Here is a 12682-nt window from a genome sequence, read left to right as displayed (position 1 = left end):
CACTGAATCAGGCTACGGCCTGATGTTTTTCATACAGGAATTGCAGCACCTGCTGACGGTACTGGTGAAACAGCGGATCGTTGGCCAGCGCCAGCCGTGAACGCGGGCGTTCCAGTGCGACCTGCAAGACTTCACCGATTTTCGCCGCCGGGCCGTTGGTCATCATCATCACGCGATCAGACAGCAGCACCGCTTCGTCCACGTCATGGGTGATCAGTAAAATGGTGGTTTTCAGGCGCGACTGAATTTCCATCACCGCATCCTGCAAATGTGCACGGGTTAAGGCGTCGAGCGCGCCGAAGGGTTCGTCCATCAGCAGCACTTTAGGTTTCATCGCCAGCGCACGGGCGATGCCCACGCGCTGCTTCATACCGCCGGAAATCTCACCGGGCCGCTTGTGCAGCGCATGCCCCATGTGTACCAGTTCCAGATTGTGTTCGATCCAGTCATGCATTTCGCTTTTGCTCATCTGGCCTTTGAATACCTGATGTACCGCCAGCGCAACGTTGTCGTAGGTGGTCAGCCAAGGCAGCAGCGAATGGTTTTGAAACACCACCCCGCGCTCCGGGCCGGGGCCGTTGATTTCGCGGTTATCGCACAGCAGGACGCCTTCGCTCGGGCGGCTCAGCCCGGCAATCAGGTTCAGCAAGGTGGATTTTCCGCAGCCGGAATGACCAATCAGGCTGACGGTTTCGCCCTGCTCAATATCAAAACTGACGTTATCGAGCGCCAGAAACGGCCCTTTGGCGGTGGAGAAAGTCTGCGTAACGTTTTCGACGCGGATAATGGCTTGGTCTTTTTTCATGTCAGGCTCCTAACGGTTTTCGTAGCTAAAACGGCGGGCAATGGCCATCAGCCCCTGCTCCAGCACCATGCCCACCACGCCAATCAGCAGGATCGCGATGATGATGTTTTCCACGTTGAGGTTGTTCCATTCGTTCCAGATCCAAAAACCGATGCCCACGCCGCCGGTCAGCATTTCTGCCGCGACGATCACCAGCCATGCGATACCGATCGACAGGCGAACGCCGGTGAGGATGTACGGCAGCACGGCGGGAAACAGGATTTTGCGCATCACGGTAAACTCGCTGAGTTTCAGGACGCGGGCGACGTTGAGGTAATCCTGCGGAATGCGCATCACGCCTTCGGCGGTATTGAGGATCATCGGCCAGATCGAACAAATAAAAATGGTCCACGCCGAGGCCGGTTCTGCACGCTGAAACAGCAGCAAACCAATGGGCAGCCAGGCCAGCGGGCTGACCGGGCGCAGCAGCGAAATAATCGGATTAAGCATGTTGGCGATAAACCGGAAGCGGCCAATCAGGAATCCGGCCGGAATGCCGACCAGCGCCGCCAGCCCGAACCCCATCGCCACACGTTTGAGCGACGCCAGTACGTTCCAGCCAATGCCCACGTCATTGGGTCCGTCGATGTAAAACGGATCGGCAAAAATGATTTTCGCGGCTTCCCAGGTTTTCAGCGGCGTCGGAAAACCTTTGCTGCTGAGCGCGGCAATCTGCCAGAGCACAATCAGCACGACGGCACCCAGAACGGCAGGCACCGCTTTTTGCGTCGCGCGGCGCAGCAATTCGCGGGCTTTACCGACCTGATGCGATTTTGGCCGTGGCGCGGCGGGCGCAGTTTTCAGGGGAAGAATTTCCGCACTCTCCGGCTCAGCGGCCAGCGCGACGACGTTGGTTTTGGAGTTCACAGACATTTTCGGCCTCACTTAGCGTTTCATGGCAAAACTGTTGGCGTATTCAGCAGGGTGACTGCCGTCCCAGACTTTCCCGTCAAACAGCGTGCTGCTGCGCATATCGCCGGAAGGCAGATTGATGCCGCCCACCGCCGTGGCTGCCTGTTTGTAGATGTCGCTGCGGTTGATCTTTTTCGCGACCGCCAGGTAGTCCGGATCGGCATCGAGAAGGCCCCAGCGTTTGTGCTGCGTCAGGAACCACATACCGTCAGAGAGATACGGATAGTTGACCGCGCCGTCGTTGAAGAACCGCATGCTGTGGGCGTCTTTCCATTTTTTGCCCAGCCCGTTGTCGTATTCGCCGAGCATCCGTCCGGAAATGGTGTCTGCGGAGGTGTTGATGTAAGCGCGCGCCGCCACAACCTGCGCGGTTTCCCTGCGGTTATCGTCGCTGGTGTCGATCCACCGGGAGGCGTCGAGCACCGCAGCGGTCAGCGCACGTGCAGCATTGGGATTGGCGGCAACCCATGAGGAGGTGGTACCCAGTATTTTTTCCGGATGATCGGGCCAGATATCCTGCGTGGTGGCGGCGGTAAAACCGATGTCATCGAGAATGGCGCGCTGGTTCCATGGCTCACCGACGCAGTAGCCGCTCATATTGCCGATTTTCATGTTCACCACCATTTGCGGCGGTGGCACGACTACGTTGCGCACATCGTTAAACGGGTGGATCCCGGCGTTCGCCAGCCAGTAGTAAAGCCACATGGCGTGCGTGCCGGTCGGGAATGTTTGTGCAAAGGTGTAAGTTCCTTTGGCGCTGGCATCGACCACTTTTTTCAGCGAGGCCGCATCGGTGACACCGGCCTGCTTCAGCTGACTGGAGAGCGTGATCGCCTGACCATTGTTGTTTAACGTCATCAGCATCGCCATGTCGTGCTGCGGGCCGGACACGCCGAGCTGCAATCCGTACACCAGCCCGTACAAAACGTGCGCGGCGTCGAGCTCGCCGGAGACCAGTTTGTCGCGCACCGACGCCCAGCTGGACTCTTTGCTCGGAATGATTTTGATGCCGTACTTCTCATCAAACCCCCTGACCGCTGCCATCACCACGGAGGCGCAGTCAGTCAGCGGAATAAAGCCTACGCGGATCTCTTTTTTCTCCGGCGCATCGGAACCCGCAGCCCAGACGCTGTTCATAAAGCCCGGCATCATCATGCTGCCGCCCAGTGCTGCACTGCCTGCCAGAAAGCGGCGGCGGGAAAATCGACCCGGTAATGTGTTGTTGTTTTGCGTCATTACAGCTTCCTGTTGATAGAAATTAAGCAAAAAAAAGCGTCCGGTTAGCGCTCAGTTTCCTGAACGCTAACGGACGCCTTTATCCGAAATGCTGACTAAACCGCCATTGGCTTAGTGCTTATGTAGGTAGAATAATGCAGCTTGTGTGCCAACTTGCTGTCACGCTTTAAAATCAGTCAATCAGGCCGTTCCGACGCGCAGTGCCGTCCGGTGCTGCACCGCCACAGCACGTGATGCACATCACAATGGCACACACAGAGTGCAGCTACTCCTAAAGGGTTATCGGCGAGATTTGGCCATCACCCCTTCCACCGAGAGCATGGCTTCGGCTATCTCGGACAATTTTTTGTTCTGGTTCATCGCCAGATCACGCAGGGTCTTATGTGCCTGTGGCTCAGTCATGCCGTGATGCTGCATCAGCAGACCCTTGGCACGTTCGACCAGCTTGCGGTCGGAGAGCGTGGTGCGCAGCCCGGCCAGTTCGGCGTCCAGCGCCTGTAGCTGACGGGACTGCTGCTCGACCAGTTCAAGGACAGAACGGCTCAGCTGCGGTGGGATCAACGCCGCATAATGGCTGTCCTGACGCGGTATCAGGTCGATCTCCTGCTGCTGTAATTCTCCGGCGATCTCCGCGTCACGGATGCGCTGACGGCAGCACTCCATCAGGATCTCTTCCAGCAAATCTTCGACGATTTTCATGCCATCAATGCGCGAAGTGGTCACGTCAAACCAGCGCAAAGCTTCATCGGCGGGCTTTGCACGGGTACAGGCGATACGTCGAAAACGCTCGAACTCGCTGCTGTCGGCACACAGCTGCTGTTGCCATAGCGCCAGCGCGCGCGCATCAGCAAATTCCGTGAAGGTCTGAAAACACCGCTCCTGACCTTCAATCAGTTCCACCAGTTGCTGGTGCGCAGAATCATCAAAGTGCTGCGCGGTAAAGCCCGCCGCACCCAGCGCACGCTCCTGCCCGGCCAGCTCCTTCCCCTGCATAAAGCTGAACATGGCGAGCAGCGTCCGTGATACCGAAGGATCGCCGGAGGTATCCGCGGCCTCAAACACCAGCGCCAGATGAGTGCGGATCACCGCGCTGTAGCGGCTCATTGCTTCGGGCTGACTGATGCTCAGCGTCTGAACCTGCTGGCGCAAAGTCGGCAAGGTACTCAGGCTGTGTAATACGGCCGCAATGCGACTGAATAACCGCGACGCATTCGCCAGTGCCGGGCCGTTCAGATCCAGCGCGGTAAGCTGCCGGTTCACCTCCTGTTCTGCCCCCTGCACCTGAAACGCCCGTTCGCTCAGACGAGCCCCCCAGGTTTCACCCTGCGAGCACAAATAGATATTGGCCGTTCCCCGTTCGCGTTGCAGAACGTGAATCAGCTGACTGACCGCGCCCACCAGCTTGCCCATTTGCAACAGCTGTTGCAGGCCGGCGATTTCACTTCTCTTAGAGGCCAGTACAAAATCGAGAGCGTTAAAGGTCATGGTAAAAACCTGAGCAGAAGAAGAATAAAAAGGAGAGTGCAAGAAGTGTGCCGGGTGGGGAAATGTTCAGATCGGGTATATTTATTTCGAGAATGATTATCATTTAAGAATGAACTTACCGGCGGTTTGTGCGTAATATACGCCTCATCGCTATCATCCTCAGAGAATCAAGTGCCTGCTTTCGAGAAGTATTACACTGAATTATATCGGTTTATCAACCGGAAGCTTCGTGACCGCGAACATGCAGAAGACATGGCGCAGGAAACGTTTATCCGGGCGCTGACGGTGACGGAGCCTGTCCGATCGCACCGCAGCCTGCTGTACCGCATTGCTAAAAATTTGCTGGTCGATCACTATCGTCGCCCGGAGATTTCATCTGCTGACGCCTCGGAAGAAACGGATGCGGAGCATTTTGCTGCGCCCTCTTATCTTCAGCCTTACGAATTAATTGAAGAAAATCAGTATACTGAGCTGATGACCAACACTATCGAAGCCTTGCCGCCGCGATGCCGCGAAGCCTTTATTCTTCACCGCTTTGACGGGCTGTCGCAGAAAGACGTCGCCCGTCAGATGGGCATTTCCATCAACATGGTCGAGAAGCATATTATTCGCGCCATGCTGGCCTGCCGGAGCAGTAACGATCTCTGGCAGCAGGAGCACAGCGGCAGGAACGCCAGTCACAAAAATAAGGATGGCCGTAATGAATAGCGCCATTACCGGGCAAATGTCGCCAGAAGAACAGGCCGCACGCTGGCTGACCCGCCAGCAGGACGGATTGTCCGCCGGCGAGCAGCGGGAATTTAGGGCATGGCTGGGACAGGCGGGCAACGCCGCGTGTTATGAGTCCATGCAGAAGCTGTGGCAGCGCGTCGGGGATTTACCGCAGGAAAACGTTGCGCGCCTGCGGGCTTCATTGCCTTCTGCGCCGCAGAAAATACCGCGCCGCGCCTTCTGGCAAAGTGCCTGCATCGCCGCCGCCCTGTGCGCCGTGCTGATCTGGCCTGCGTGGCAGTATGTCGCGCCGCCGGTGATGACCACCCAACTGCATACCGGTCGCGGTGAAACTCAGCAGATCACCCTGCCCGACGGCACCGTGCTGAACCTTGATGCCGAAACGCAAATTCAGGTGGCGTATTACCCGCTGCGGCGGGAAGTTACGCTGAGCAAAGGTCAGGTCTGGTTTCAGGTTCAGCATCTGGAAGATAAGCCGTTTGTGGTGCTGAGCGGCCCGTCGCGCGTCACCGTTTTGGGCACTCAGTTCAGCGTGCGCTATATCCCGCAGTCGATGAGCGGCGACGGCATAGACGTCGCGGTCGGCAGCGGCGCGGTGCGCGTCGGTCCGCGCGCCTGGCTGGACGATGTCCGCTGGCGGGCGATGGCACGGCTGGATATGAACGCCCATGACCGGCATCTGATGGTGCTGCGCGCCACTCAGCGGGTGACCAGCGACGCCCGGGGTAATCTGACCCGCCAGTTGCCGGTGGCACCGGACACCATCGCCGACTGGCGTCAGTCGCGCATCAATTTCAACAATACGCCGCTGGATCTGGCGCTGGCTGAATTTTCCCGCTACGGCGACATGCCTTATAGACCGGCCTCCGCCGACGTCGCCGGATTGCGCGTCAGCGGCAGTTTCAACGTGCATCGCCCTGACAGCTTTGCCCGCGCACTGCCGAAAGTGCTGCCGGTGAAGATCACCTCCCAGGCGGGGGAAACCCGGATCGAGAAGCGCTGATCTGCCTGCGTAAAAAAAAAGTAAAAATATTCACAAGACGACGTCAGGGTTTTGGCGTCTGTCTCGTCTTCAGAAAGGATAATGATTCTTATTTGATTTATTTCTGGGGAAAATTGCATGACCATTTTTACTTTCTATCAGGGTGCCCGCGTTAAATCCGGCCTCGCCGCACTGGCGTTAGGCGTCTGTTCACCGTTCGCCGTGGCGCAGGCCGCCGCGCTGCACGTCTCGCTGCCAGCACAGCCTTTGATCACTTCACTGAATGCACTGGCGCAGCAGGCTGGTGTGCAGCTGATTGCCGCACCCGCCTCTGTCGCCAATAAAAATGCGCCCGGGGTGCAGGGAGAGATGACGCTGGAGGCCGCGCTCGCCCGCCTGTTAGGCGGCAGCGGTTTGGGCTACAGCATCGACAATGGCACCGTGGTGGTCGCGCCGCAGCCTGCCGGAGCCGATACCCTGACCGTCACCGGACAATCCAGCCCGTATTCCAGTGTGCCGCAGCAAACCAGCTCCGCCACCAAAACCGACACGCCGCTGCTGGAAGTGCCGCAGTCGGTCTCGGTCGTGACCCGCGAACGTATGGATCAACAGAACGTGCAAAGCGTCACCGAAGCGCTGCGTTATGTGCCGGGCGTTAAAACCGAAACCTACGGCGTCGATCCTAAGGGCTATGACTGGATTTACATCCGCGGATTCAACGCCCTGACCACCAACGATTACCGCGACGGGCTGCGCCAGCTCAACAACAGTTACAGCTATTTCCGCACCGAACCGTATGCGCTGGAACGCATTGATATCGTGCGCGGGCCGTCGTCCACCCTGTTTGGTCTGGGAGATGCGGGCGGGATCGTCAACCGCGTCAGCAAACTGCCCTCTGCACAGGGCGTGCACGATGTGGAACTGGAGCTGGGCAATTTCAACCGCCGTCAGGCGCAGTTTGATATGAGCGACAAAATTGACGACGACAGCCACTATCTGTATCGCGTGATTGGCGTTGCCCGCGACAGCGATACCCAGTTTCAGTACCGCGACGGCCCGGATGTGGAAGACAACCGCGTGTACCTCGCGCCCTCTTTTACCTGGTTACCGGATGCCGACACCAGCCTGACCGTGCGTGCCGATTATCTGCGAGACACTTCCGGCGGCACCATCGCCGTGCTGACCAAACCAGGCGGAAAAGTCACGGATACCCTGCTGGGCGATTACAGCTACAACCGTTTTCGTCAGGAACAGTTCACCTTCGGCTATGAGCTGAGCCATCAGTTCAACGATACGTTCCAGTTCCGCCAGAATGTGCGTTACGGGCAAACCGACACCATTCTCAATAACCTGCTGCCCGGCTCGGTCAATTTCACCACCGGCACGGTATCGCGCAACGCCATTCGTTTTGATGAACACATGAATGCGTTCAACCTCGATAACCAGTTGCAGGCCGATTTCTCGACCGCCTCCGTCACGCACCGCCTGTTAACCGGACTTGATTACAGCCGCCTTGACGGCAATGCCAAACGTTTCGGTGCGGTCGCACCGACGCTGGATATCTACAATCCGGTATATGGCCTGAACATCGCCGATCCGACCTACGCGCTGAACAATAATGATCAGACCACCGCGCAGCTCGGCCTGTATATGCAGGATCAGATATCACTGACGCCAAAATGGTTGCTCACCTTAGGGGGTCGCCACGATGACATCAGCATGCGCACGCAAAATAATCTGAACGACAACACCAGCTGGCTGGATAAAAGTGCCTGGACCGGTCGTGCAGGGCTGACCTATCTGGCCGAAAATGGCCTCGCGCCGTACATCAGCTACGCTGAATCCTTTGTGCCTAACAGCGGTACCGACAGCAAAAACCGCACGTTCGATCCGAGCAAGGCGCACCAGTATGAAGTCGGGGTGAAATATCAGCCGGACGCCAGCATGCTGTTGACGCTGGCCGCGTTTGATATCACCAAAAGCAACGTGCTGACCAACGAGATCGTCAACAACGTGATCACCGGTTATCAGGTGGCGTCCGGCGAAGTCCGCTCACGCGGGATCGAAGCGGAAAGCACGGTGAAACTGACGCAGAATCTCGATGTGCTGGCGTCGTACACCTATACCGAAACCGAAATCACCGCCAGCAACAACGGCGATCGCGGCAACGAGCAGGCCAACGTGCCGAAACATATGGCCTCCACCTGGCTGAACTACGGCTTTCATCAGGGCGTACTGGATGGCCTGATGCTGAGCACCGGCGTGCGTTATGTCGGCAGTATGTACGGCGATAATGCCAATACGGTGCCGGTGAAAAACTTCGCACTGGTGGATGCGGGCGCGAAATATCAGGTGAATAAACATGTATCCGTCGGGTTTAACATTCAGAACCTGTTGGATCACGACTATGTCGGCACCTGTGACGACGACACCAGCTGTTATCCGGGACAGGAACGCACGTTCATCGGCTCGCTGAAATACAGCTTCTGATGTCAGGTCTGTTACTCACCCGTCGTGACTGCCTGAAGGCGTTGCTGGCGCTGCCGCTGCTAAATGCACCGGCGGCGCTGGCCGCGCCCTCGCCTCACCGCATCGTCGCCATCAACTGGCTGGCCGCAGAAACTCTGCTGTCGCTGGGCATCACGCCGCTGGCGGTTTCCGACGGCGGCTATTTTCGCCGTCGCATCGCCACGCCCGTTTTACCGGCCAGTGTTCAAGATATCGGCCCCTTTTGGGAGCCGAATCTCGAACTGGTCGCCGCGCTCAGGCCGACGCTTATCCTGAGCGATATGCTCGCCCCCGCCATGCTCGACAGCCTGCGCCGCATCGCACCCGTGCAGGTGGTGTCGGTCTATCCGCCCGCCGGTCCGCTCTGGCAGACGCTGCTGGCGTTTACCGGCGAACTGGGATCGACACTCGGTGTAACAGAAAAAGCGGCTCAGATAATCCATGACGCTAATCTCGCCATCGCACAATGCAAACAACGGCTTAAACCGGCAGAAGGACAACGAGTGCTGGTCGCCGTGCGCAGCCAGGATGGTAAATACGTGACGGTCTACGGCGCGAACAGCCTGCCCGATGCGCTTCTCACACAACTCGGACTGCGCAATGCGTGGACGCTGCCGGTGGGCGCGATGGGCACCGCTAACGTCGGCGTCGGAAAGCTGCTTTCTTTAGAGGCCGACTGGCTGTTTTACACCGAACTGCCGACCACGCTGACCCGCGTTTCCCGACTGCGCCAGCCGGAGGGATTGTGGCAACAGTTGCCGCTGGTCGCCGCTGGCCGCGCGCGCGAACTGTCACACTTCTTCCCGTTTGGCGGGCTCGCTACGGCAGTCAGTCTGGCGCAGCACATCACGGCGGTGCCCGGCGAGGTTAATCGCCATGCATAAACTTTCCCGTTTCGTCTTTCCGTGGCTTTTGGCCCTGTCACTGATGCTGATATGTGCGTTTTTGCTGTTCAGTAACCTTTCGCGCCTCCAACTTAATTCACCGGCCACCGCCAGCCTGCTGTTGCATTACAGTTTTCTGCCACGACTGGCGACAGGTATCCTTGCCGGAATGGCGCTGGCGCTGGCAGGACTGCTCTTTCAGCAGGTGCTGCGTAATCCGCTGGCCGAACCGGCGACGCTCGGCATTGCCGCCGGTGCCAATCTGGCGATGTCCGCCAGCATCATTGTGTTCCCCGGTTTATTGTTCTTTGGCCTGACCAATCTGGCACTGGCGGGCGCGGCGCTGACCGCGCTGGGACTTTATTTTCTGATTGCCCGGCAGGGGCTGGATCCGCTGAAAGTGATCCTTACCGGCATGGTGATCAGCCTGTACGGTAACGCCATCAACACGCTGATGGTGCTGTTCAATCACGATTATCTCAGCGATTTATTCAGCTGGCAGGCCGGTTCACTCAGCCAGAGCGGCTGGCAACCCACGCAGTTTTTGCTGCTGCCGGTGCTGGCGCTGATGGCGATGAGCGCCCTGCTGGCGAGGCCACTGATGCTGATCGGCCTGTCGGATCAAAGCGCCGTGGCACTCGGCGTGTCGGTGATAAAAGTCAGGATCGCTACCCTCGCCGTTGCCGTGGCGCTCAGCGCACTGGTGACCAGTCAGATTGGGATTATCGGTTTTATCGGGCTGGCCGCGCCCGCCCTGATCCGCCTGACGGGCATACGGCAATTCCGGTATCAACTGTTGTGGGTACCGCTCTGTGGGGCGTTGTTACTGACGCTGGTCGATCAGCTGGCGCAATTTCTCTCGCCTGCCGGTGGGGATTTACCGACCGGTGCGCTGTCGGGCTTACTCAGCGCACCGCTGATGCTGGTTCTGCTGTTCCGCCAGCGCAATCCGCTGATCACGCCGTCGCCTTTCAGCGCGCCGCCCGGCAGAGTACTGACACGCGCACATCTGGCAGGATTACTGCTGATCTTGCTGGGGGGGATCGCCGTCTCGCTGTTGCTCAACCGGTCACCGGAGGCGTCCGCGTTCTGGCCGCTGCTGGAATGGCGCTGGCCGCGAATGCTCGGTGCACTCAGCGCAGGTGCGATGCTGGCGGTGGCGGGCGTGCTGATCCAGCGACAAAGTGGCAATCCGCTTGCCAGCCCTGAATTGCTCGGCATCAGCAGCGGTGCCTCGCTGGTAGTAGTGCTGATGGTAATTCTGTTCAATCAGCCGCTGGCAAACCTGTTTCCGGCAGCGCTGGCGGGCAGTTTGCTGGCGACGAGCCTGCTGTTTATGTTCGGGCTGCGTTCGCGCTTTCAGCCACAATCCATGGTGATGGTCGGATTGTGTCTCACTAACCTGAGCATGGCGCTGAGCATGCTGCTGCTGATGAGCGGCGATCCGCGCGCGATGATGCTGCTCAACTGGAGTACCGGCTCCACGGCGGGTATCACCGCAGATCGTGCATTGTGGGGCGCGGGTCAGGCGCTGGTGCTTATCCCGCTGGCGTTGCTGTTACAACGCTGGGTGCAATTGCTCAGCCTCGGGCATCCGACTGCACGGGCGCTGGGCGTCGGGCTTCGGCGCAGCAATATGCTGATTTTACTGCTCGCGGCGGCGCTGACGGCGGGCGGCACCTTGCTTATCGGCCCGCTGAGTTTTGTCGGACTGATTGCGCCGCAGCTGGCGCGTTACAGCGGCGCGTTTCATTTCCGGTCACAGTGCCTGGTCGCGGCGCTGTATGGCGGTTTGCTGATGGTGATCTCCGACTGGCTCGGTCGAAATATCGCCTGGCCGTGGCCGGTTTCCGCCGGGTTACTCTGCGCCCTGATCGGCGCACCCTGGTTTTTATGGCTGCTGATGAAATCGGGAAGCATGCAGCGTTAAGCTGATATGGGGTGGATTATTTCATGCGCGTCAGACGCCCTACCAGATCCATTTCGGCACGCCGGAACGGAATTCCGTACTCATCCAGCACGTCGTGAAACCAGAGATGGGCGTAATCCTGATTGCCCTTGCGCACTGAGGGCCACGGCAGCGTGGTCTGGGTTTTACCCCGCACCAGCCCCCACTGATAGCAGCCGGCGTTGAGCGCGCAAAACAGCGGCAACTGTTCTTCGACCACACTGCCGACGTGGCGCGCCAGCCATTCGGTACACAGCACCGGACGGTGGAATTTTTGCCAGAAACGCAGCACCTGAAGCATTTTCGGCGTCGCCACGTAGGCGTGGAAGCTGATGATGTCCGAAAGCTCTGCCGCCGCGACGTCTATCGGATGGGCGAAGAACTCGCTTTCCGGCTGATCGGGATCCTGCGAGAGATGCCATGCGCCGACGGTCAGCGGCGCATCAGGATTTTCCTCCCGCGCCCAGACAAACGCCTTTTGCATCAGTTCCAGCGCAAACACTTCCAGCTTTTCATCGTACATCACCTCATCCAGCCCGGTGGCAAAAGTGCCGCGATTACCCGGTTCGTTATATAAATCCCAAATCGCGATGCGCGGGTCAGTGCGGAAATGGCGGATCACGTCGCGCACATACCGTTCTACTTCCGGCCACATGTCGGTGTTGCATACCACATCGCGTCCGGGACTGGCCGCCGCCTGACTGTTATGCTTGCCGGGTTCCGGCGCTTTTTGCGGCCCGGGGAAAGGTTCATCACCGGAAAATCCGCAGTCATCCATCAGCGTTAGCATCACCGCTATCTGATGCTGACTGGCGAGGCTCAGAAACTGATCGATGCGCGCCAGCAGGCCATTGCGATCCCCCTGCCAGACAATAAACGGCAGATTAATCCGCAGCTGGTTGTAGCCCGCCTCTTGCGCCCAGCCGAGTTCCTGATCGATGGTCGCCGCATCAAAGGTTTCTCGCTGCCAGAGTTCCGTCCAGTTCACCGCCGTGCGCGGCAGATAGTTAAATCCGCAGATCCAGCCTTGCTGTTTTCCCCATTCTGCCGCCTGCTGTTGACTCCATTGTTCTTTCATATCCTTCTCCCTGCGTGAAAATACGTTAACCGCAATCTGGGGTAAGAGTATGGGCGATGTCCGGGGGTAAGCC

Annotated in this window: 10 protein-coding genes; 5 read left to right on the top strand and 5 right to left on the bottom strand. The window is 58.6% G+C overall.

The window, feature by feature from the left end; all coding sequences use genetic code 11:
* Positions 1 to 7: 7 nt before the first annotated feature.
* The 4 genes from ACMHLI_RS06795 to ACMHLI_RS06780 all read right to left on the bottom strand — a co-directional run bounded on the left by ACMHLI_RS06795 (position 8) and on the right by ACMHLI_RS06780 (position 4477).
* Positions 8 to 805, bottom strand: a complete 798-nt coding sequence (locus ACMHLI_RS06795) for an ABC transporter ATP-binding protein (RefSeq protein ID WP_413528789.1) — start codon at positions 803 to 805, stop codon at positions 8 to 10.
* Between the two features lie 9 nt (positions 806 to 814).
* Entirely contained in the window at positions 815 to 1717 is a 903-nt protein-coding gene (ntrB, locus tag ACMHLI_RS06790; RefSeq protein ID WP_413528788.1) for a nitrate ABC transporter permease, read from the bottom strand.
* A gap of 12 nt (positions 1718 to 1729) precedes the next feature.
* Positions 1730 to 2992, bottom strand: a complete 1263-nt coding sequence (locus ACMHLI_RS06785; protein ID WP_413528787.1) for a CmpA/NrtA family ABC transporter substrate-binding protein — start codon at positions 2990 to 2992, stop codon at positions 1730 to 1732.
* A gap of 279 nt (positions 2993 to 3271) precedes the next feature.
* Positions 3272 to 4477, bottom strand: a complete 1206-nt coding sequence (locus tag ACMHLI_RS06780) for a nitrate- and nitrite sensing domain-containing protein (RefSeq protein ID WP_413528786.1) — start codon at positions 4475 to 4477, stop codon at positions 3272 to 3274.
* Positions 4478 to 4648: 171 nt separating this feature from the next.
* Here ACMHLI_RS06780 and ACMHLI_RS06775 point away from each other — a divergent pair, with 171 nt between their 5' ends.
* The 5 genes from ACMHLI_RS06775 to fhuB all read left to right on the top strand — a co-directional run bounded on the left by ACMHLI_RS06775 (position 4649) and on the right by fhuB (position 11513).
* Positions 4649 to 5185, top strand: a complete 537-nt coding sequence (locus ACMHLI_RS06775) for an RNA polymerase sigma factor (protein ID WP_413528785.1) — start codon at positions 4649 to 4651, stop codon at positions 5183 to 5185.
* Complete coding sequence (locus ACMHLI_RS06770; RefSeq protein ID WP_413528784.1) at positions 5178 to 6212, top strand: FecR family protein; 1035 nt, start codon at positions 5178 to 5180, stop codon at positions 6210 to 6212. The genes ACMHLI_RS06775 and ACMHLI_RS06770 overlap by 8 nt, the downstream gene beginning before the upstream one ends.
* A gap of 117 nt (positions 6213 to 6329) precedes the next feature.
* Complete coding sequence (locus ACMHLI_RS06765; RefSeq protein WP_413528783.1) at positions 6330 to 8681, top strand: TonB-dependent siderophore receptor; 2352 nt, start codon at positions 6330 to 6332, stop codon at positions 8679 to 8681.
* Positions 8681 to 9583, top strand: a complete 903-nt coding sequence (locus ACMHLI_RS06760) for an iron-siderophore ABC transporter substrate-binding protein (RefSeq protein WP_413528782.1) — start codon at positions 8681 to 8683, stop codon at positions 9581 to 9583. Before ACMHLI_RS06765 ends, ACMHLI_RS06760 begins: the two co-directional genes overlap by 1 nt.
* Positions 9576 to 11513: a Fe(3+)-hydroxamate ABC transporter permease FhuB gene (gene fhuB / locus ACMHLI_RS06755; RefSeq protein WP_413528781.1), complete on the top strand. Its 1938-nt coding sequence runs from the start codon at positions 9576 to 9578 to the stop codon at positions 11511 to 11513. Before ACMHLI_RS06760 ends, fhuB begins: the two co-directional genes overlap by 8 nt.
* 16 nt (positions 11514 to 11529) lie before the next feature.
* Here the strand turns inward: fhuB and ACMHLI_RS06750 are convergent, their stop codons facing one another.
* Positions 11530 to 12609 carry a cellulase family glycosylhydrolase gene (locus ACMHLI_RS06750; protein ID WP_413528780.1) on the bottom strand — a complete coding sequence of 360 codons (1080 nt, stop codon included), beginning with the start codon at positions 12607 to 12609 and terminating at the stop codon, positions 11530 to 11532.
* Positions 12610 to 12682 lie beyond the last annotated feature (73 nt).

Origin of the sequence: Rahnella inusitata (assembly GCF_965118895.1) — a bacterium.
GTDB lineage: Bacteria > Pseudomonadota > Gammaproteobacteria > Enterobacterales > Enterobacteriaceae > Rahnella > Rahnella inusitata_A.
The sequence above is the reverse complement of the archived record's forward strand: the minus strand, read 5'-3'. Positions and strand labels throughout refer to the sequence as shown.